The sequence below is a fragment of the Kitasatospora sp. NPDC056531 genome, from assembly GCF_042794375.1.
GTDB lineage: Bacteria > Actinomycetota > Actinomycetes > Streptomycetales > Streptomycetaceae > Kitasatospora.
In genome coordinates this window covers 88,848-109,426 of sequence record NZ_JBHTTU010000019.1, presented here as the reverse complement: position 1 = coordinate 109,426, position 20,579 = coordinate 88,848, and the positions used below count along the sequence as shown (strand labels likewise).

Here is a 20,579-nt window from a genome sequence, read left to right as displayed (position 1 = left end):
GGGACGACCGTCGAAGAGCCGGTGCCTCCCCCGGAGGCACCGGCCCTTCGCGTCACGCGGGCCCTAGCGGACCTCGGCCACCAGGGGGCCGTACTTCGCCTTGATCTCCGCACCTGCGGACGCCCACTGCGGAGTGTCGACCACCACTCCGGTGCCGTCGACGGCGAGCGTCACCGCCTCGATCTCCACACCCTTGGACCGCCACTCCCCGATGTCCGCCCGGATCCGGGCGCCGAACGCCATCAGCTGGTCACGCGAACCGGCCGCATCCACGAACTGGAGCTTCACCCAGGGCCGGTCGGCCACGGCCCGGGTCGCGGCGGTGTCCAGGTCGCTGCCCGGGACCCGCATCACGTAGAGCGTGTTCGTGCCCGCGTCGCGGCAGGTACCGAAATAGTGCTCGCGAAACACCACGTTCATGATCGCCGTCATCTCCACGGCCGAACCCGCACGCCCCAGCTCGATGTTCGCCAGATCGGCCGACGACAACGACGACGGCACCCCCGACGACGAAGCACCGGACGACGGGACATTGGACGACGGCACCCCCGACGACGAAGCACCGGACGACGAGACATTGGACGACGGAGCACCGGACGAGGGCACCGCCGGAGGCGTCCAGGCCGGGTGCTGGTGCCAGCCCGGTGTCCGCATGGACGTGGGCCCCTTCGCGCAACTCAAGATCACGGCCTCCGGCCCCGCGCCCGTCGCACCTGTCGTCGGGCTCACCAGAGCGACGCCCGCCCCGGCCACCCCCGTGCGGGCGGTCCCCGAGCCGCCGCCCAGCTGGGTCAGCACCCCCACGCCGACGGCCAGCACCGCCACCGCCGAGACCGCCCGCACGACCCCCCGTCGCCGTGCCCGTCGCCGCCCGGCCTCGCGCAGCCCGGCCAACGGCGGGCTGGCGCCGACCCCTGCCGCGCGCGTCCCGAGCCGGATGGCCAGCTCCTCCTCGAACTCGTCCTCAGCGCTCACGCCCCACCAACTCCCTCGCCGGTTGCAGTTCCTGTCGAAGCGCCTTGATCCCCCGCGCCAGGTGGGTCTTCGCCGTGGTCACCGAGCACCCCAGCTCCACCGCCACCTGCGCCACGGACAGGTCCAGGTAGTACCGCAGCACCACCGCCGCCCGCTGCCGCCGTGGCAGCCCGGCCAGAACCGCCGCCAACTGCCCGTCGCGCTCGGCCTCCTGGACCGTCGGCCCGTCCGGCAGCGCGGACGTCAGTACCTCGCGTCTGGTCCGACGCCACCGGGAGACGTGGGTGCGGACCATCGTCCGCCGGACGTACCCCTCGGCCGCCCCCGGGTCCCGGATCGTCGACCGCTTCGGGTACACCCGTGTCAGGGCGTCGTGCAACAGGTCCCGGGCGTCGTGGACGTCCCCGGTGATCAGGTACGCCCCCCGTAGGAGGGCCTGGTACCGCGCCGCGACGAACTCGTCGAACGGGTCGGATCCGGAGCCCCCCGGGCGCATCGATTCGCGCTTCATACCCACAGGACGCACCGCCCGCCGGAAACGGATGACAAGACGGCGAGGGGCCGGCGCCCACTCCCGTGGACACCGGCCCCTCGCCGTGAATTCCTACTCGCCCGGCTCGCCCGCGCGCCGCCGCTTCAGCCACAGCGCCGCGCCGCCGGCCACGACCACCAGGCCGCCGCCGACCGCCAACAACCCGGCGTCCGGCCCGACCGAATCGCCGAGCACCGGGGCGAACTGCGCCGCCGCGGGCTCCGGCGAGACCACCGCGTCCGGCTCTGCCCCCGGATCGGCGTGCGCCACCGCACCGCTCGACAACAACACCCCGGCCGCCCCCAGCGCACCGGCGGCACCGACCCGCCGTCCGAACTGCTTCAGCCGGACCACCCGGAGCCGCCGAAGTCGGCGGACCGGACGCAATCTCCGCATCGAGAACTCCCCAGGACCCGTTCGCGTACCAGGCCGACGCTATCCGATCCCGCACAGGGTTCTCACACGGATTCAGGTTTGGCACGGCAAGCGTTGTACGACTGTTGCGTACCCCGCACAGCACGTCCATGACGGTGCGTCAGGAGTTGTACGTGCCCTGCGCCCGCTCCAGCCCCTCGGACAGCAGCGCCTCCACCGCGTCCGCCGAGCGGTCCACGAACCACTCCAGCTCCTTGCGCTCGGTCGAGGAGAAGTCCTTCAGCACGAAGTCCGCGACCTCCATCCGGCCCGGCGGACGGCCGATCCCGCAACGCACCCGGTGGTAGTCCGGGCCCAGCGACTTGGTGATCGACTTCAGCCCGTTGTGGCCGTTGTCCCCGCCGCCCAGCTTCAGCCGCAGCGCCGCGTAGTCGACGTCCAGCTCGTCGTGGACGGCGATCAGCGCCGACGCCGGCACCTTGTAGAAGTCCCGCAGCGCCGTCACCGGCCCGCCGGACAGGTTCATGAAGGACATCGGCTTGGCCAGCACCACCCGCCTGCCCGCCAGCCGCCCCTCGGCCACCTGCGCCCGGCTCTTGTGCGCCTTGAACTTGGCACCCATCCGCTGCGCCAGCAGGTCCACCACCATGAAGCCGATGTTGTGGCGGTTCCGGGCGTACTGCTCCCCCGGGTTGCCCAGCCCCACCACCAGCCAGGGACCGTCGTACTCCTCAGCCATTCCCACTCTCCTCGTCGCCCTCGCACTCGACGTCATCATCCCGGACACACCGCTGCCCCGGCCGCTCCAGCGGGAGCGACCGGGGCAGCGGTCTCAGCGACTAGCGCGAGGCTCAGGCCTCGGCGCCCTCGGCGGCCTCCTCGGCCTCCTCGGCCGGGGCGGCCTGGGCGGCGATGACCTGCAGCACGACGGCGTCGGCCTCGACGGCCAGCGAGACGCCGGCCGGCAGGACGATGTCCTTGGCGTGGATGGCGGCACCGGCCTCCAGGCCCTCGACCGAGACGGTGACGGCCTCGGGCAGGTGGGTGGCCTCGGCCTCGATCGGCAGGGCCTGCAGGACGTGCTCCAGCAGGTTGCCGCCCGGGGCCAGCTCGCCCTCGGTGTGGACCGGGACCTCGACGGTGACCTTCTCGCCACGCTTGACCAGCAGCAGGTCGACGTGCTCGATGGTGCGCTTGATGGCCTCGCGCTGGACGGCCTTCGGCAGCACGTACTCGTCCTTGCCGTCGATCGGCACGACCAGCAGGGCGTTCGGGGTCTTGAGGGCCATCATCAGGTCGTGGCCGGGCAGGTTCAGGTGAACCGGGGCGTGGCCGTGGCCGTAGACGACACCGGGGACGAAGCCGGCGCGGCGGGCGCGGCGGGCGGCACCCTTGCCGAACTCGGAACGGGTCTCAGCGGCAAGACGGATCTCGGACACGACTGCACTCCTCGTGAAGACTGGCGCGGGGGTGCAGGCAACGCGAAAAACCGCCGGGACCACACCCTCAGTACGTTCGGGGGTCACTCGGCGGCAACGGCCTCTGCCGGCGGACGGAATCCGCTACCGGCAGCGCGTCGATCACGGTGTCGGCACCCGTCCAGCGGGCACACGGCATCCCTCGCCGAGCAGTTTCACGAGTCTAACCGCACCGGCGCCCTCCCGCGAAATCGGCGGCGGCCCCGGCCCGTCAGGGACCGGGGCCGCCGCACGGGCCTTCGTCAGTGCACGCCCTCGAAGAGGCTCGTGACCGAGCCCTCCTCGAACACCTCACGGATCGCGGCCGCGATCGACGGGGCGATGGACAGCGTGGTGATCTTGTCCAGCTGGAGCTGCGCCGGGGTGGGCAGCGTGTTGGTGAACACGAACTCGCTCACCCGCGAGTTCTTCAGCCGGTCCGCGGCCGGGCCGGAGAGCACGCCGTGGGTGGCGGCCACCAGGACGTCCGCGGCGCCGTTCTCGAACAGCGCGTCAGCGGCGGCGCAGATGGTGCCGGCGGTGTCGATCATGTCGTCGACCAGGACGCAGACCCGGCCCTTGACGTCACCGACAACGTCGGCCGACAGGATGGTGTTGGCCTGGGTGATGTCGCGGCGCTTGTGGATGATCGCCAGCGGCGCGTCCAGGCGGTCGCACCACTGGTCGGCCACCTTCACCCGGCCGGCGTCCGGCGAGACGACGGTCAGCTTGGAGCGGTCCACCTTCTCGCCGATGTAGTCGGCCAGCAGCGGCAGCGCGAACAGGTGGTCCACCGGGCCCTCGAAGAAGCCCTGGATCTGCGCGGTGTGCAGGTCCACCGCCATCAGGCGGTCGGCGCCGGCCTGGCGCAGCAGGTCGGCGACCAGGCGGGCCGAGATCGGCTCGCGGCCCAGGTGCTTCTTGTCCTGGCGGGCGTACCCGTAGAACGGCAGGATCGCGGTGATGCTCTTGGCGGAGGCCCGCTTCAGCGCATCGATCATGATCAGCTGTTCCATGATCCACTGGTTGATGGGAGCCGTGTGGCTCTGCATCACGAAGCAGTCCGCGCCTCGCGCCGACTCCAGGAAGCGGACGTAGATCTCGCCGTTGGCGAAGTCGAGGGCCTTGGTCGGGACCAGCTCGGTCCCCAGCGCCTCGGCAACCTCCTTCGCCAGCTCCGGGTGGGCACGGCCGGAGAAGAGCTTCAGCTTCTTCTCACCCGACGTCGTGATCCCGCTCACTGCACCGTCTCCTCGCGTTGCGGACGCTGAACCCCTCCCCCGCGGAGGGCAGGCGCAGCCCGCACTCACGGAGGATCGGGGAATTGTCGGTACGCCTGGACACGGGCGGTAGGCCCAGTGGCGCACGTATGTCCTCAAGGTTACGCGCCCGCGCAGAAACCGTCCGCCCCGGGACCGCAACGCGGGCGCACCGCCCCTCCCGTCAGGCCTCGGCGGCCCCGTCCGTCGCGACCTTCGCGGCCTGCGCGGACGCGGTTCCGGGGCGCTTGCGCTCGACCCAGCCCTCGATGTTGCGCTGCTGCGCCCGGCCCACGCCCAGCGCGCCGGGCGGGACGTCGGCGGTGATCACCGAGCCGGCCGCGGTGTAGGCGCCGTCACCGACGGTGACCGGGGCGATGAACATGTTGTCCGAGCCGGTGCGGCAGTGCGCGCCGACGACCGTGCGGTGCTTGTTGATCCCGTCGTAGTTCACGGTGACCGAGGCCGCGCCGATGTTGCTGCCCTCGCCGATGGTGGCGTCGCCGATGTAGGAGAGGTGCGGCACCTTGGCGCCCTCGCCCAGCTCGGAGTTCTTCACCTCGACGTAGGTGCCGACCTTCGCCTTGCGGGACAGCTTCGCGCCCGGCCGCAGGTAGGCGTACGGGCCGACGGCGGCCAGCTCGCCGACCACCGCGCGGTCGGCCGTGGTGTTGCTCACACGGGCGCCGGCGCCGATCAGGGTGTCCTTCAGGGTGGAGTTCGGGCCCACCTCGCAGCCCTCGCCCAGGTGGGTGGCGCCCTGCAGCTGGGTGTTCGGCAGCACCACGGCGTCCGGCTCGTACGAGACCTGCACGTCGAACCAGGTGGTCGCCGGGTCCACCACGGTGACGCCCGCGCGCATCGCCTGCTCCAGCAGGCGGTCGTTCAGCAGCCGGCGGGCCTGCGCCAGCTGGACCCGGTCGTTGATGCCCAGGATGTCCCGGTGGTCCTCGGCGACCACGGCGCCGACCCGGTGCCCGGCCTTGCGCAGGATCTCCAGGGTGTCGGTCAGGTACTCCTCGCCCTGCGAGTTGTCCGTGGTGAGCTCGGCCAGCGCCTCGACCAGCAGCTTGGCGTCGAAGGCGAAGACGCCCGAGTTGATCTCGGTGATCGCGCGCTGGGTGTCGCTGGCGTCCCGCTCCTCGACGATCGCGGCGACGGTGCCGTCCTCGTCGCGCAGGATGCGGCCGTAGCCGAAGGGCTCGGGGACGACGGCGGTCAGCACGGTGACCCCGTTCTGCTGCGCGGCGTGCGCGTCCGCCAGTCGGCTCAGGGTCCGCCCGGTCAGCAGCGGCGAGTCCCCGGCGGTGACGATCACGGTGCCGTCCAGCACCACACCGTCCGCGGTCAGCGCCTCCAGCGCCGTGCGCACCGCGTGCCCGGTCCCGTTCTGCTCCTCCTGCACCACCGGCCGCACCGCCGGGTAGTGCGCCGCCAGGTGCTCCTCCACCTGCTCGCGCTGGTGGCCGACCACCACCACGAGCTGCGCCGGCGTCAGTTCCGCGGCCGCCGACACCGCGTGGCCCACCAGCGAGCGCCCGCACACCTCGTGCAGCACCTTGGGCAGCTTGTTCGACTTCATCCGGGTCCCGCCACCGGCGGCGAGCACGACAACGGCGGCAAGCGAATTGGCACCCATGCGGGGAGGCTCCTCAGTAGGTTCACAGCGAGGGCAGAGCAGGCAGGCCCGGCCCGGACCCAGGCCGGTCGCCATTCGCACAGTCCGCCGAGCAGCACTGACAATACCGGCGAGGGGGGAAACGCCCGAACCTGAGGCGTGCAGAGGCTCCGCCGCTAGGATTCGAACCCAGACAAAGGCCTCCAAAGGGCCCTGTGCTGCCATTACACCACGGCGGACAGTCGTGTCAGACCCTACCCGAGTCGACCCCCCCGTGGGTATCAACCAGCCCGATCCGCAGGCGCGGATCCGCCGCAGCGGCTCGAACACCGCGGGCCCGGGGTTCATCCATCCAGTCGGGTGAATTCACTCAAGCGCCGCGCGGCAGCGTGTTCCCCTGGACACGGAGCGCAACCTACGATGCCGTAGGTTACGCCAACGTAGGCTCCGCTCTGTCCCGTTCCGGGACGCCGCGAAGGGACGCCCCATGACCATCCAGGCCGGCCAGGCGCATGCGGGGGGCGCCGCGCTCCCCGATCCCTCCCCCGATCCCTCCGCCGACTCCGCGACCCGGCTGTCCGCCACCCGTGGCGGGGAGAAGCAGGGCTTCGCCGAGCGCCTCGCGCTCGCCCTGTTCATCCTCGTGCCGTTCACCGCGCTGGTCGCCGCCGTGCCGGTGGCCTGGGGGTGGGGCCTGGGGTGGACGGACGTGGCGGTCGGCGTCGCCATGTACTTCCTCACCTGTCACGGCATCACCGTCGGCTACCACCGTTACTTCACCCACAGCGCCTTCAAGGCCAACCGCCCGCTGCGCCTGGTGCTGGCGATCGCCGGCAGCCTGGCCGTCGAGGGCCCGCTGGTGCGCTGGGTGGCCGACCACCGCAAGCACCACCGCTTCAGTGACAAGGACGGCGACCCGCACTCGCCCTGGCGCTACGGGGAGAGCGTCCCGGCGCTGATCAAGGGCCTCTGGTGGGCGCACATGGGCTGGATGTTCGACGAGGAGCAGACCCCTCAGCTCAAGTACGCCCCGGACCTGGTCCGCGACCCGGCCATGAGGCGGATCTCCCGGCTGTTCTGGCTCTGGACCACGATCTCGCTGCTGCTGCCCGCACTGGTCGGCGGCCTGGTGAGCCTGTCCTGGGAGGGCGCGCTGTCCGCCTTCTTCTGGGGCTCGCTGGTCCGCGTGGCGCTGCTGCACCACGTCACCTGGTCGATCAACTCGATCTGCCACGCGGTCGGCCGGCGCCCGTTCCGCTCCCGGGACCGCTCCGGCAACGTCTGGTGGCTCGCGGTGCTCTCCTGCGGCGAGTCCTGGCACAACCTGCACCACGCGGACCCGACCGCGGCCCGGCACGGGGTGCTCCGCGGACAGATCGACTCCTCGGCCCGGCTGATCCGCTGGTTCGAGCTGGCCGGCTGGGTCCGGGACGTCCGCTGGCCGGACGCGCAGCGGATCGCCGCCCGCCGCGCCGCATGAGGCGGCGCTTCCAGCATGATGTAGGGGTGAACGGGAGCAGCGCAGACAGCACAGGCGGTCACCACAGCACGCGGACGGACGCGGCGCCCGGAACGGCGCCGGTCCGTCCGCGGGCCGCTGCACCGGCGGGCGCGCCCGCCGACGGGGGCACGGAACGGGGTACGGACGGTGGCGCGGCAGCCTCGGCCCCGCGCCGCCGGGGCGGCCGGGTCCGGATGACCGGCAAGCAGCGCCGGGAGCAGCTGCTGGAGATCGGCCGGACGGTCTTCGCGGAGCGCGGCTACGACGGCACCTCGGTGGAGGAGATCGCCGAGCGCGCCGGGGTCTCCAAGCCTGTGGTGTACGAGCACTTCGGCGGCAAGGAGGGGCTGTACGCGGTGGTCGTGGACCGCGAGATGCAGCTGCTGCTGGACATGGTGACGGGGGCGCTCACCGGCGGGCACTCGCGCGAGCTGTTGGAGCAGGCCGCGTTCGCGCTGATGGACTACATCGACACCTCGACGGACGGCTTCCGGATCCTGGTCCGGGACTCGCCGGTGGCCCAGTCGACCGGCACCTTCGCCTCGCTGATCAGCGACATCGCGACCCAGGTCGAGGACATCCTGGGCCTGGAGTTCAAGTCCCGCGGCTTCGACGCCCGGCTGGCCCCGATGTACTCGCAGATGCTGGTCGGGATGGTCGCGCTGACCGGCCAGTGGTGGCTGGAGGTCCGCAAGCCGGACAAGGCGACGGTGGCGGCGCACCTGGTGAACCTGGCCTGGCACGGGCTGGAGGGCCTGGAGCGGCACCCGAAGCTGGTCGGCGACCGGCAGGGCTGAACCCGTACCGGGCCCGGTCGCCACCGCTTCACCCGGACCGTTCCACCCGGGCTGTCGCCTCACTCCCCACTACCGCTTCACCCCCACCGCGAAGATCCGCCGGAACGGGAACACCGTCCCGTACCGTCCGGCCGGGTAGGCCTCGCGCAGCAGCCGCCGGTACTCGGCGAGGAAGGCGGCCCGGTCGGCCGGGTCGGCGAGCCTGGTGAGGACGGGCCGCAGGGCGCTGCCCTTGACCCACTCCAGCACCGGGTCCGGCCCCGGCAGCAGGGTGCGGTAGGTGGTCTCCCAGACGTCGGGGAGGCAGTCGGCGCCGGCCAGGGCGTCGAGGTAGCGCTCGGGCGGGTGGACGCCGGAGCGGACGGCGTCGGCGCCGAGGGCGTCGCGCCAGCGGGGGCTGCGGCGCAGGTCGGCGAGCAGGGTGTGGCTGGGGGCGTCGAAGTTGCCGGGGACCTGGATGGCGACCGTTCCGCCCGGGCGCAGCGCGGCGGCCCAGCGCGGGATCAGGTCGAGGTGGCCGTCGATCCACTGCAGGGTCGCGTTGGAGACGATCAGGTCGGGCCGGGCCGGGGCGGGGTCGTACGCGCGGGCGTCGGCGAGCAGGTAGTCGGCGGTGGGTTCGCCCTCGGTGCGGGCGGTGGCGAGCATCGGGGCGGAGTTGTCGATACCGGTGATCCGGGCCTGCGGCCAGCGTTCGCGCAGGACGGCGGTGGAGTTGCCCGGGCCGCAGCCGATGTCGAGGATCACGGCGTCGTGCGGATCCGGATCCGGGAGGGCGGGGACACGGGCGATCAGTTCGCGCAGCGGGCGGGTGCGTTCGTCGGCGAAGCGCAGGTACTGCGCCGGGTCCCAGACGGGGGTGGTCATGGCTCACCTCACAGGTATCTCGACATCAAGATATCTCGGTGCAGCCTCGCTGGCACATTTCTCGATGTCAAGAGACTTCACATCGACACATCCACCGATACACTGATCGTCATGGAGGACGAGGTCGACAGGCTGGTCGCAGCATGGCGCCGAGAGCGCCCCGACCTCGACGTGGAGCCGCTTGAGGTGCTCAGCCGGGTCAGCCGACTCGCCCGGCACCTGGACCGCGCCCGCCGCACCGCCTTCGCCGAGCACGGCCTGGAGCCCTGGGAGTTCGACGTCCTGACCGCCCTGCGGCGGGCCGGCTCCCCGTACCAGCTGTCCCCCGGCCAACTGCTCACCCAGACCCTGGTCACCTCCGGCACCATGACCAACCGGATCGACCGGCTCACCGGCAAGGGCCTGGTCAAGCGCCTGCCCGACCCGGACGACCGGCGCGGCGTCCTGGTCCGGCTGACCGACGACGGCCGGGACCGCGCCGACCAGGCGCTGGCCGGACTGCTCGCGCACGAGCGCGAACTCCTCGCCCAGCTCAGCTCCGGACAGCAGGGCGAACTCGCCGCGCTGCTGCGGCTGCTGGTCGCGCCGTTCGACAACATCCCCGGCTGAGCCGTTCCGCCGCCGTTCAGGGGGCGGAGGCGATGGACGGCGGCACCGCCGGCTCGGCGGGGCTGACCCCGGCCCGGCGGGCGACCGCGACGGCGGCCAGGGTGGAGTGCACCCCGAGCTTGCCGAGCACGTTCTGCATGTGGGTACGGACGGTGTGCGGCGACAGGTAGAGCCGCTCGGCGACGGCCTGCCGGCCCAGGCCCGCGACCATGCAGCGCAGGATCTGCTTCTCCCGCGGGGTGAGGGTGTCGACCAGCCGCTCGCTCTCGGTGCGGTCCCGCCGGGCGGTGGTGAGCTCGCGGATCACCCCGGTGAGCAGCGCGGGCGGCAGATGCGTCTCGTCCCGCAGCACGCCCCGGACCACGGCCAGCAGCCGGGCCAGCGAACTCTCCTTCGCCACCCAGCCGGTGGCGCCCGCGTGCAGCGCCCGGGCGGCGCGGTGCGGGTCGTCGGCGGTGGCCAGGACGACGGCGCGCAGCCCGGGGTGGGCGCGGCGCAACCGGCCGAGCAGGGTAATGCCGTCGGGGGGCGGGGAGACGGCCCTGAGCTGGTCGGCTCGCAGCTGGTCCGGACGCAACTGCTCCGGGCGCAGCTGGTCCGCCGGACGGGCGACGGTCGTCGGCGTCGGCGCCGCGGACCGGCGGGGCGGCGGGGCGGTCGGGGCCTGGCGGCGCCGGGCTTCCTCGCCCGGCTCGGCCCCCGACCTGGCCCGGGCGCCCGCGGCCTCGGTGCCCAGGTCGGCGTCGATCAGCGCCACGTCGTAAGCCCGCCCCTCGGCGGCGGCGCGCTCCAGCGCCCGCTCGGCGGCGGCCGCGCTGCCCGCCGCGCCCACCTCCACGTCGGGCTCGGCGGCGAGGGACGCGGCCAGTGCCTCGGCGAAGATCCGGTGGTCGTCGACCACCAGGACCCGGATCCGCCCCATCGTCAGTACCCCCCTGCTCAGAGCGCCCGAGCCCGGGAGCGGGGATCGGTCCGGCGACCGTGCTCCGAACCCGTCGCTCCGCCCGCCCACCGGTCGGCCGGCGAGGCCGAATCGGCGCCGGCCCCCACCGGTACCGCACTCAGCGTACGGGCCGGGAAACTCCCCCGTGGTGGATTGGTGAACTTTCGTCAGACGCTATGCGAGTGGCCGGACTTGTTCGGCCCGGACGGCCCCGGGGCGCCTTCCGCGACCCCGGGGCCGTCCCGACTCGCCCGTGGTCAGCCGGCGTTCTTCTCCAGGGTGAACTTCCAGGCGTCGGACACGATGTCGTCCAGGTTCGGGCGCCGCGGCGTCCAGCCCAGCGCCTGGTGGGCGCGCTCGGCGGAGGCCACCAGCACCGCCGGGTCGCCGGCCCGACGACCGGCCACCTGCACCGGGATCTCCCGGCCGGTGACGCGCTTGACCGACTCGATCACCTCGTGCACCGAGAAGCCGCTGCCGTTGCCCAGGTTGCAGATCAGGTGCTCGCCCGACTTGGCGGCGTCCAGCGCCAGCAGGTGCGCCTCGGCCAGGTCCGCGACGTGGATGTAGTCGCGGATGCAGGTGCCGTCCGGGGTCGGGTAGTCGTCGCCGTACACCGCGATGTGCGGGCGCTGGCCCAGCGCGGCCTGGAAGACCAGCGGGATCAGGTGCGACTCGGGGTCGTGGCGCTCGCCGTAGGCGCCGTACGCGCCGGCCACGTTGAAGTAGCGCAGCGAGACGGCGGCCAGGCCGTGCGCGACGGCCTCGCTGGTGATCAGGTGGTCCACCGCGAGCTTGGTGGCGCCGTAGGTGTTGGTCGGCGCGGTGCGGGCGGTCTCGGCGATCGGCACCGCCTCCGGCTCGCCGTAGGTGGCGGCGGTGGAGGAGAACACCAGCTTGCGCACGCCCGCCGCGCGCATCGCGCTGATCAGCTCCAGCGAGCCGGCCACGTTGTTGCGCCAGTACTTCTCCGGGTCCACGACCGACTCGCCGACCTGAGAGGAGGCGGCGAAGTGCAGCACGCCGTCGAAGGAGCCGTCCAGCACCTTGCCGGCCTCCTGGATCCGCCCCTCGACGAACTCGGCACCGGCCGGGACGCCCTCACGGAAGCCGGTCGACAGGTCGTCCAGGACGGTCACCTGGTGCCCGGCCTCCAGCAGGTGGGCGGCCACCACGCTGCCGACGTAGCCGGCGCCACCCGTGACCAGGTACTTACTCATGATGAGACCTCCAGCGGGCGATGGGTCCGCCCGGTCGGCGGCCATCGACGGAATGCGTACGACTGCCGCCAATTGTCCCTGCCCGGCGGGGTGCTCCCGACCACCGGGTGGTCGCTCCAGGGCTTTCTCACCCAGTCCACAGCCGCTCTCCACAGCCGCTGCCCACGAGCCGTCCACAGCCGCTCTCCTCAGCCGCCGTCCTCAGCCGCCGGACATCCGCTCCAGCAGGCCGGTGCGCGCGGCCACCGCGGCCGCCTCCAGCCGGGTGCGCGCGCCCAGCTTCATCAGCACCCGCTGGACGTGGGTACGGGCGGTGCTCGCGGCGATCCGCATCCCGGCGGCGATCGCCGCAGTGTCCTCGCCGTCCGCGATCCGGGCCAGCACCTGCACCTCACGGCGGGTCAGCAGTCGCAGCAGCCTGACCGCCTCGTCGTCCGGTTCGGCCACCGGGCGCAGCAGCTGGTCGAAGGCCCCGCGCAGGACGTCCACCGCCACCGCGGCCTCGCCCGCCCGGGCCCGTCCGATCGCCCGCTCGACCACCTCGATCCGCTCGTCGCTGGGCACGTACCCGGCCGCGCCGGCCGCGAACGCCCCTGCCACGCCCCTCAGTTCACCGACCGGACCGAGCACGATCACGGCCACCTCGGGGCGCTCCCGGTGGATCCGGCGCAGCCCGTCGAAGGCGCCGGGCTCCCCCGGCGCGGCCACGCCCAGCAGACACACCTCCGGCCGCCGCCCGGCCACCAGGTCGGCGGCGACACCGGCCGGGGAGCCGACCGCGAGCACCCGGTGGCCGCGCAGTTGGAGCGCGGTGGCCAGCGCCTCGGCCAGCAGCCGGTGGTCGTCGACCACCACGAGTCGAACACCCATGACGCCCTCCCGGTCGGGGTCCGGCTCGCGCCCGCACCCCTCGGGCGGGCGGCCGATGACGCACCATCACAGCGCATTCCGCACCCGACCCGCTAGGCCACCGCGTGTCGGCGGTCCGGCCGGGCTCGGGCCTGGCCGGGTCAACGGGCTCGGGAAACGCGAAAGACCCCCGCCACGAGGCGAGGGTCTTTCAGTGGAGCCCCCATGCGGAATCGAACCGCAGACCTTCTCCTTACCATGGAGACGCTCTACCGACTGAGCTATAGGGGCTTGCCGGGCTTGTTTTCCCGGGCCGGTCGAACAAGGAAGACATTACACGGCCGTCGACCCGAAAGGGAAATCGGCCCCGTCCGGGCCCACCTCGGGCCCACCTCGGGCCTCCCCGGCCCGCCTGCGACCCCTCAGGCCCCGGAGTGCGCGGCGTCGAACTCCTCGCGGGCCGCGAGCATCTGCGGGGCGCGCCGCTCCGTCCAGCGACCGAGCGGGGAGACCAGCTCCGCCAGTTCCCGGCCGAGCGGCAGCAGGTCGTAGACCACCCGCGGCGGCGTCTCCGGGAAGACCGTGCGGAGCACCAGGCCGTCGCGCTCCAGGGTGCGCAGCGACTGGGTGAGCATCTTGCGGCTGACCCCGCCGATCCCGCGCTGGAGTTCGGAGAAGCGCTGCGGCCCGCAGGCGGCGAGGCTCATCAGGATCAGCAGCGACCACTTGTCGGCCAGCTCGGCGAACATCTCGCGACTGGGGCAGAGCTGCGCGAAGACGTTGAGCTCCAGCACCTGCCCGTGCGGCTGACCCTGCTCCCGGGCCGTTTCCTCCGTCGTCATACCGACCAGGGTAGCCCCGCGGTCTCCAATCCGCCCCTGGTACCCAATAGAGACTTGGTCTATATTGGAGACCGTTCGACGGGCCGGGCGTCCGCAAGATTCGCCCTGCCCCGGCCGTCCCCGCCACTTACCCACCGGCCCACCGGCCCACCGGCCCACCGGCCCACCGCCGTCCCGTACAGGAGCGCCCCGCATGACCGCCATCCGCCCCACCGTCGCGATCGCCTACCACTCCGGCTACGGCCACACCGCCGTGATAGCCGAGGCCGTCGCCCGCGGCGCCGCCACCGCAGGTGCCGAGGTCGTCTCGATCGCCGTCGACACCATCACTGACGAGCAGTGGGCCCAGCTGGACGCCGCCGACGCGATCGTCTTCGGCTCCCCCACCTACATGGGCACCGCCTCCGGCGCCTTCCACGTCTTCGCCGAGGCCACCAGCAAGCGCTGGTTCACCGACGCCTGGAAGGACAAGGTCGCGGCCGGCTTCACCAACTCCGCCTCCAAGAGCGGCGACAAGGCCAGCACCCTCGGCTTCTTCCAGACCCTCGCCGCCCAGCACGGCATGAACTGGGTCAACCTCGGCCTCAAGCCCGGCTGGAACGCCACCACCGCCACCGAGAACGACCTCAACCGCCTCGGCTTCTTCAGCGGCGCCGCCGCCTCCTCGCCCTCCGACGCCGGCGTCGAGGCCGTCCACAAGGCCGACATCGCGACCGCCGAGCACCTCGGCGAGCGCGTCGCCCGGCACACCGCGATCGTGCTGGCCGGCCGGGCCGCCCTGGCCGGCTGACCCCACCCCGCGCCTGCGCCTACGCCGCCGGGTCCGTCCCCAGGACGGGCGCCCGGCGGCGTCCGCCGTCCACCGCCGCCAACTCCGCGCCCGTGGTCTCCGGCAACAGCCGCAGGCACCCCAGGGCCAGTACGCCCAGCCCCGCCACGTACCAACCCACCGGCTGCGCCGTCCCGTACGCCGCGGTCAGCCTGGTCGCCACCAGCGGCGTCGTCGCACCGCCGATCACCCCGCCCAGGTTGTACGTCAGCGCGGCCCCGGTGTAGCGCACCCGGGTCGGGAACAGCTCCGGCAGGAACGCCGCCACCGGCCCGAACATGCAGCCCAGCACCACCATCGCCCCCGCCAGCCCGACGAACATCAGCGGCCGCCGCACCGTCTCCAACAGCGGGAACACCACCAGCGCCCAGCCCGCGGCGAGCCCCGTCGCCCACTGCAGCGTCCGCCGCCGCCCCCACCGGTCACTGCGCGAGGCACTCAGCCACACCATCACGGCCATCCCCGCCGCCCCGACCAGCAGCATCGACAGCACCAGCGTGCTCGCCACCCCGAGGCCGGACGTCGCGTACGCCAGCGCGTACGTCGTGGTCAGGTAGAACAGCGCGTACCCCACGGTGATCGCCCCGCCGCCCGCCAGCACCGGACGCCAGTGCTCGCGCAACACCTCCACCACCGGCGGCCGCTCCCTGCACTCGTCCGTCCGGAACAGCGGGGACTCCTCGATCCGCAACCGCACGAACAGCCCCACCGCCACCAACAACGTCGAGGCCAGGAACGGCACCCGCCAGCCCCACTCCCGGAACGACCCCTCGTCCATACCGAGTTGGAGCGCCAGGAACACCCCGTTGGCCAGCACGAACCCACCCGTCGGCCCCAACTGCAGGAAACCCCCGTACCGCCCCCGCCGCCCGGCCGGCGCGTTCTCCGCGATCAGCAGCGCCGCCCCGCCCCACTCCCCGCCCAACCCGACGCCCTGGCACACCCGCAGCACCACGAGCAGCACCGGCGACCACCACCCCCACACCGCGAACCCCGGCAACACCCCCACCGCCGCCGTCGCCAACCCCATCAACAGCAGCGACACCACCAGCGTCGCCTTCCGCCCCACCCGGTCCCCGAAATGCCCGAACACCACCGCCCCCAACGGCCGGGCCAGGAACGCCACCGCATACACCGAGAACGCCGCCAACAGCGCCCCCACTCTGCCCAGTTCGGGAAAGAACACCGGCCCGAACACCAACGCGGCCGCCGTCCCGTACAGGAAGAAGTCGTAGAACTCGATCGCCGTCCCGATCAACGCCGCAGCCGCCGCCCGCCGCAACTGCCCTACCCGCCAAGCACCCTCCGCATCCATACCACCACCCTCACCACCCCCCGACCACCCCACCAGCCGCCACCCGGGTGACCCCAGCGCACACCCACAACCTCACGCCGGCGTCCTACGCCTCCCGCGCGCCCCGCAACACCACGATCAGCCGCCGCACCAGCAGGGCAACGATCACACCCGCCACCAGAACCACCACCACGATCACCGCGATGGCCACCGGCCAGCTGAGACCGGCACTCCCGCTCCCGGTGTCCACTGCGGCCACGGTGGCCGTCGCGGCCGGCGAGGGCACGGCCGTCGGCGACGGACCGACAGGGGTGGCGGTCGGCAGCGGCGAGGCCAGGAGTGCGGACGACGGAGTCGGCACAGGCACGTCCGCCGGGAGCGGCGACACATCAGCCGGACCGGGATCGCCCGGACTCGTCAATGCGATCCTCGGCCGAACGGCGCCCCACCCCGCGCTGTCCGTACGGCTGTTACCGCCATTCGGCCTGCCGGCCGTGTTGATGAGCACCCGAAGGACCTGATTCGCGGTCCAGTCCTTGTGAACCGCCCAGACCAGCGCCGCCGAAGCGGACACCAGAGCCGCAGCAGCAGACGTTCCATGACGCTTGCAGTAGCCGGTGGAGCCCGTGCAGGCGTCGATCACATCCACGCCGGGGGCCACGAACGCAACGTGCGGCCCCGTCTGCGACTCATCCGTCACCGTGCCGTTCCGATCAACAGCCCCGACGCCGACGACGTTGGGCAGCGCAGCCGGATACATGACGAGATTGCCGTCCTTCGCGGAGTTCCCGACACTTGCGACCACGAGCACCCCCTTCGCCCTCGCGGCCGCAAGAATGCGATCCAACTTGGCAACGTTCTCCGGAGTGGCGTTGACCGCCGCGCTCTCCTCCGAAATGCTGATGACCTTCGCGCCCTGCTCAACCGCATAGTTCACGGCCTGACCGACCTCATCGAGGAAGTCGGACGAGATGGAAGCCCCCAGGGACCGGTCCGATCCGTCATTCATCTTCAGGGGAAGAATCTTGACTCCCGGCGCCAATCCGTAGGCACCCGTCCCGCCGCTGCTCTTGCCGGTTCCGGCGATCAGACTGGCCATCTCCGTGCCATGCCCGTCCGCGTAGGACCCCACGCCGCCGGGACTGCCACTGAAGTCCTTGCCCGGAAGGAACTGTCCCACCAGATCCGGATGATCGAGCTTGAACCCGCCGTCGATCACCGCAACGGTGATCCCCTCCCCCTTCGAGGTCTTCCACATCTCCGGGGCGTGCATGGCATCCAGATGCCACTGATCAGCCCGAATCGGCCCACCCGCGAGGGCAGGCGTCGCCGCTGTCCCCACCGCGCACATGCTCGCGACCCCAACAGCGGCAAACCGCCGAGCCCACGTCCAGCGGTTCCCCACCCGGTTCCCCCACGACACCAAACAGCTTGAACTACTTCGCGTACGGGTTGTCCTGCGGCGCCACCGGCGGCTCGTACGACGGCGGAGACGGCGGAGTCGCTGGCTGCTGCGCAGGCACCGGCGACACATGAGCCTCCGGCCGCGCGGCAGACCTCCGCCGCAGCGCGACGAACACCACACCGGCGACCAGCGCCAGGCCGGCCACCACGGCGGCGACGATCGGCAGCACGCTGCCACCCGACCCGGACGACGCATCAGCCTTCGGCTGCGCTGTGGGTGCGCCCACTGCAACGTCGCTCGGGCTCGCAGGAGCACTCGGCGCCGACGACGCGGAAGCCGACGAACTCGCAGACTCAGACGGCGACGAAGCAGCCGACGGCACAGACGCATCAGCCGCGAGCGGCGATACATCCGCCGGACCGGGGTCACCCGGGTCAGTCAACGCAATCCGCGGCCGGACCGCACCGTATCCAGCGGTGTCGGTTCGATCCCCACTGGCCGGCTTACCAGCCGTATTGATAAGGACGCGCAGGATCTGATTTCCCGTCCAGTCGGGATGCGCCGACCACACCAGAGCAGCCGAGGCCGACACCAACGCAGCCGCATCCGAAGTGCCGCGGCTCTTGCAGTAACCCGTGGAGGAGATGCAAGCGGCGATCATATCCATACCAGGCGCGACAAGATCTACTTGCGGACCGCGTTCAGACTCCGCCGTGACAGTGCCGCTCCGATCCGAGGCTCCGACGCCGACCACACCGGGGAGAGCTCCGGGGTAGTCGACGGGATTTCCCTTCTCTGCTTCGTTCCCGACACTGGCAACAACCAGAACACCCTTGGCCCTGGCTGCCGAAATAATCCGATTCAGTTTCTCCACGTCCGCCGGAAAGGTCGTTACGGCACCAACCCCCTGGGAAATGTTGACAACCTTCGCCCCTTGGCCAGTCGCGTAGGCAATGGCCTGCCCGATCTGGTCAAGGAAATCAGTCGAAACGAGCGCCCCAACCGATCCAGTGTTGATCTTCAGTGGAAGGATCTTGACACCCGGCGCCAGACCCTGTGCGCCAGTCCCTCCCATTCCCTTGCCGGTCCCAGCGATGAGGCTGGCGATGCCAGTACCGTGGCCGTCCGCGAAGGAGCCCACCCCACCGGCACTCCCGCTGAAATCCTTACCCGGCAGGAACTGCCCTTCCAGGTCCGGGTGGTCCAGCTTGAATCCACTGTCAATCACCGCGACAGTGATGCCTTGCCCCCGGGACACCTTCCACATCTCCGGGGCATGCATCGCGTCCAGATGCCACTGCTGCTGTCGGATCGTGTCCTCGGCAACGGCGGGCGCTGCGACCGGGCCGACTACGACTCCTGCCGCCAGAAGCCCCGCCGCAGCAGCCCGCCAACGCGCTCGCGCGTTCGTCCGCCCCATCACAACTCCTCGTCGATCTCTCCGCTGGCCGGGAAAGCCCGCGCCGAACAGGTCTGCCCGGCCACTGGGCGAGCCCAGCGGCCGGGCAGTCGTTGCCGTCCTACTCAACCACGTCCGGGTTGCTGTGCGGCGTACCGCTGGTCCAGGTCTCCTCGTCCTCGTGCAGGTAGTCGGCACGCTTGCGGCGGTCCCGCTCGTTCCGACCACCGTGGCCCCCCGCGCCCGGAGCCATCATGCCGTTCTGCCCGGACCGGGAGCCGCCTTCGGCAGCTTCCGCTGCAGCCGCACGGTTGCGCAGACCCGTACCGCCCGGCGTGAACTCCCCGCCGGCGGCCGGTCCCTTGCGACCGCCGACCGTACCGCCGACGGTCGAGGCCAGGCCCCGGCCACGCGAGCCGCCACCCCCGCCGACGACACCGTGGCCACCCCCCATGCCGGGGTGCATGCCCATTCCGCCGCCCATGGACGATCCGGCCCGGCCGCCACCGACCGGCCCTCCCTCGCGACCGAAGACCGTTCCGCTGGGCAGGCCAGGGGTACCGGACTTGCCCGGAACCTGGCCACCGCCGAACGGGATCGTGCGGGCCGGAATCGAGCCGCCGCCCCTGCCGGGCAGCGAACCGCTGCTCTTCGTCGGGATCGACCCGCCACCTCCTCCGACCGGGAAGCCGGTGATCGGCCCGCCACCCGGATAGCCCGTGGGCGTACCGCCAGGGTTACCAGGCCCGCTCGGGTAGATGGGAGTGGTGCCCGGGCCGTCCGGCAGGGGGCCACTGCCGGGGCCGGTCTGGCCAGGCACAGTCGGCAGAGTCGGCAAGCTGTCGAGGCCGGTGCCCGGGCGGTTGACCGGGTCCGACGGGTGGGACGGCGGGTGGGACGGCGAGTTCGAGGAGCCCGGATCCTGCGGCGCGGGCGGTAGTTGTACGCCGCCGTGCGGCGGGGTCGTTCCGGTGCGGCTCGGGTTGGACGGGTCCTGCCAACTCGTTCCCGGGTCGCGGGGCGTCACAGAGCCACCACCGTAGCGGCCACCGGACGGGCTGTAGCTACCGCCAGTGCTGCCGCTACCCGTCCGAGGGCTACGGAGGGAGCCTCCAGAGCCGGCGTAGCCACCGCTACCGCCCGACGCAGTAGTTGAGTCGTACTCCTGATTGCTGCCGGTACCAGGCGTACCCGGCAGCACCACATCAGAGGGAATCTGATTCAGCGTCTTTGTCGCCGCGGAGTACGCCTGCGCCAGTTTCTCCATCTGGAGAACGGCTTGCTGGTGCTCCGCCTTGACCTTCGCATCAGCCTGCAGAAACTCCGTCGCCGTCACCCACTTGGGGTTGATCGACTTCATGTAGTCGTCGGCACTCTGGCCCACCGCAAGCTGGGGAACCTTGACCATGGGCGACTGGCTGTTGTATCTGTTGACCGCTTCGATCTCCGTCTTCGGCGGCTCCGGCACGGCAACCTTGGCGGTGCTGAGCGCTTCACCAGCCTGGTGCATCGCATCGCCAGCGGACGTGGCATGGTCGCTGATGATCTGCGCTGACTTCTGCAGGTCACCCACCCAGGTCTTAAAGTTCTCGGCAGCCGGGCCTTCCCATGTGACGTTGCCGACATGCGACTTGAGCGCCGAACTCAGCTCTTTAAGGACCCGGCCAGCCGACTGAAGTTGGGTACCGCGGCTGAGGACCGTAGTGGGGTCCGTGCTGGCGACCATCTTCCGCAGCTGGGCGTGGTCGATGCCCTCGAAGTTCGTCTCAGCTGACACTATTTGCTCCCCGTCTCCCCGTAGGACTCTC

At 71.7% G+C, this 20,579-nt stretch carries 20 protein-coding genes and 2 tRNA genes; 4 read left to right on the top strand and 18 right to left on the bottom strand.

The genetic code is table 11. The features are described 5' to 3' along the window. Positions 1-63: 63 nt before the first annotated feature. From ACFQ87_RS18950 to ACFQ87_RS18915, 8 genes are all read right to left on the bottom strand, one after another. Positions 64-975, bottom strand: coding sequence for a hypothetical protein (locus ACFQ87_RS18950; protein WP_380611912.1), 912 nt, complete (start codon positions 973-975; stop codon positions 64-66). Further along, positions 965-1,486, bottom strand: coding sequence for a SigE family RNA polymerase sigma factor (locus ACFQ87_RS18945; RefSeq protein WP_380611911.1), 522 nt, complete (start codon positions 1,484-1,486; stop codon positions 965-967). The genes ACFQ87_RS18950 and ACFQ87_RS18945 overlap by 11 nt, the downstream gene beginning before the upstream one ends. 93 nt (positions 1,487-1,579) lie before the next feature. After that, entirely contained in the window at positions 1,580-1,903 is a 324-nt protein-coding gene (locus tag ACFQ87_RS18940; RefSeq protein ID WP_380611910.1) for a hypothetical protein, read from the bottom strand. 139 nt (positions 1,904-2,042) lie between these two features. Next, positions 2,043-2,621 carry an aminoacyl-tRNA hydrolase gene (pth, locus tag ACFQ87_RS18935; protein ID WP_380611909.1) on the bottom strand — a complete coding sequence of 193 codons (579 nt, stop codon included), beginning with the start codon at positions 2,619-2,621 and terminating at the stop codon, positions 2,043-2,045. Between the two features lie 112 nt (positions 2,622-2,733). Continuing rightward, positions 2,734-3,321: a 50S ribosomal protein L25/general stress protein Ctc gene (locus ACFQ87_RS18930; protein WP_380611908.1), complete on the bottom strand. Its 588-nt coding sequence runs from the start codon at positions 3,319-3,321 to the stop codon at positions 2,734-2,736. Between the two features lie 281 nt (positions 3,322-3,602). Beyond that, positions 3,603-4,580, bottom strand: a complete 978-nt coding sequence (locus ACFQ87_RS18925) for a ribose-phosphate diphosphokinase (RefSeq protein ID WP_380611907.1) — start codon at positions 4,578-4,580, stop codon at positions 3,603-3,605. A 202-nt stretch (positions 4,581-4,782) separates the two neighbouring features. Then, positions 4,783-6,237 (bottom strand): bifunctional UDP-N-acetylglucosamine diphosphorylase/glucosamine-1-phosphate N-acetyltransferase GlmU, encoded by a 1,455-nt coding sequence (gene glmU, locus ACFQ87_RS18920; protein ID WP_380611906.1) that lies wholly within the window; start codon positions 6,235-6,237, stop codon positions 4,783-4,785. Positions 6,238-6,384: 147 nt separating this feature from the next. Then, positions 6,385-6,455 (bottom strand) — tRNA-Gln (locus tag ACFQ87_RS18915). A 248-nt stretch (positions 6,456-6,703) separates the two neighbouring features. Here ACFQ87_RS18915 and ACFQ87_RS18910 point away from each other — a divergent pair. Then, positions 6,704-7,696 (top strand): acyl-CoA desaturase, encoded by a 993-nt coding sequence (locus tag ACFQ87_RS18910; RefSeq protein WP_380611905.1) that lies wholly within the window; start codon positions 6,704-6,706, stop codon positions 7,694-7,696. A gap of 215 nt (positions 7,697-7,911) precedes the next feature. Then, positions 7,912-8,514 carry a TetR/AcrR family transcriptional regulator gene (locus ACFQ87_RS18905; RefSeq protein WP_363576138.1) on the top strand — a complete coding sequence of 201 codons (603 nt, stop codon included), beginning with the start codon at positions 7,912-7,914 and terminating at the stop codon, positions 8,512-8,514. A 69-nt stretch (positions 8,515-8,583) separates the two neighbouring features. Here the strand turns inward: ACFQ87_RS18905 and ACFQ87_RS18900 are convergent, their stop codons facing one another. Beyond that, positions 8,584-9,381: a methyltransferase domain-containing protein gene (locus ACFQ87_RS18900; RefSeq protein ID WP_380611904.1), complete on the bottom strand. Its 798-nt coding sequence runs from the start codon at positions 9,379-9,381 to the stop codon at positions 8,584-8,586. A gap of 111 nt (positions 9,382-9,492) precedes the next feature. Here ACFQ87_RS18900 and ACFQ87_RS18895 point away from each other — a divergent pair, with 111 nt between their 5' ends. Continuing rightward, entirely contained in the window at positions 9,493-9,990 is a 498-nt protein-coding gene (locus tag ACFQ87_RS18895) for a MarR family winged helix-turn-helix transcriptional regulator (RefSeq protein WP_380411794.1), read from the top strand. Between the two features lie 16 nt (positions 9,991-10,006). Here ACFQ87_RS18895 and ACFQ87_RS18890 read toward each other — a convergent pair whose 3' ends face one another. From ACFQ87_RS18890 to ACFQ87_RS18870, 5 genes are all read right to left on the bottom strand, one after another. Continuing rightward, positions 10,007-10,912: a LuxR C-terminal-related transcriptional regulator gene (locus tag ACFQ87_RS18890; RefSeq protein ID WP_380611903.1), complete on the bottom strand. Its 906-nt coding sequence runs from the start codon at positions 10,910-10,912 to the stop codon at positions 10,007-10,009. A 278-nt stretch (positions 10,913-11,190) separates the two neighbouring features. Beyond that, the gene (gene galE / locus ACFQ87_RS18885; protein ID WP_380611902.1) at positions 11,191-12,153 is read right to left on the bottom strand and encodes a UDP-glucose 4-epimerase GalE; all 963 of its coding nucleotides are present in this window, start codon (positions 12,151-12,153) and stop codon (positions 11,191-11,193) included. A gap of 201 nt (positions 12,154-12,354) precedes the next feature. Further along, positions 12,355-13,023 (bottom strand): LuxR C-terminal-related transcriptional regulator, encoded by a 669-nt coding sequence (locus tag ACFQ87_RS18880; RefSeq protein ID WP_380611901.1) that lies wholly within the window; start codon positions 13,021-13,023, stop codon positions 12,355-12,357. Between the two features lie 194 nt (positions 13,024-13,217). Next, positions 13,218-13,293 (bottom strand) — tRNA-Thr (locus ACFQ87_RS18875). Positions 13,294-13,424: 131 nt separating this feature from the next. Next, positions 13,425-13,844, bottom strand: coding sequence for a winged helix-turn-helix transcriptional regulator (locus ACFQ87_RS18870; protein ID WP_380611900.1), 420 nt, complete (start codon positions 13,842-13,844; stop codon positions 13,425-13,427). A 193-nt stretch (positions 13,845-14,037) separates the two neighbouring features. Here ACFQ87_RS18870 and ACFQ87_RS18865 point away from each other — a divergent pair, with 193 nt between their 5' ends. Next, positions 14,038-14,634: a flavodoxin family protein gene (locus ACFQ87_RS18865; protein WP_380611899.1), complete on the top strand. Its 597-nt coding sequence runs from the start codon at positions 14,038-14,040 to the stop codon at positions 14,632-14,634. Between the two features lie 19 nt (positions 14,635-14,653). Here ACFQ87_RS18865 and ACFQ87_RS18860 read toward each other — a convergent pair whose 3' ends face one another. From ACFQ87_RS18860 to ACFQ87_RS18845, 4 genes are all read right to left on the bottom strand, one after another. Continuing rightward, positions 14,654-15,988, bottom strand: coding sequence for an MFS transporter (locus ACFQ87_RS18860; protein WP_380611898.1), 1,335 nt, complete (start codon positions 15,986-15,988; stop codon positions 14,654-14,656). Between the two features lie 85 nt (positions 15,989-16,073). Further along, the gene (gene mycP / locus ACFQ87_RS18855) at positions 16,074-17,240 is read right to left on the bottom strand and encodes a type VII secretion-associated serine protease mycosin (protein WP_380611897.1); all 1,167 of its coding nucleotides are present in this window, start codon (positions 17,238-17,240) and stop codon (positions 16,074-16,076) included. A gap of 163 nt (positions 17,241-17,403) precedes the next feature. Next, the gene (locus tag ACFQ87_RS18850; protein WP_380611896.1) at positions 17,404-18,792 is read right to left on the bottom strand and encodes a S8 family serine peptidase; all 1,389 of its coding nucleotides are present in this window, start codon (positions 18,790-18,792) and stop codon (positions 17,404-17,406) included. A gap of 100 nt (positions 18,793-18,892) precedes the next feature. Next, complete coding sequence (locus tag ACFQ87_RS18845; RefSeq protein WP_380611895.1) at positions 18,893-20,548, bottom strand: WXG100 family type VII secretion target; 1,656 nt, start codon at positions 20,546-20,548, stop codon at positions 18,893-18,895. Positions 20,549-20,579: the final 31 nt, after the last annotated feature.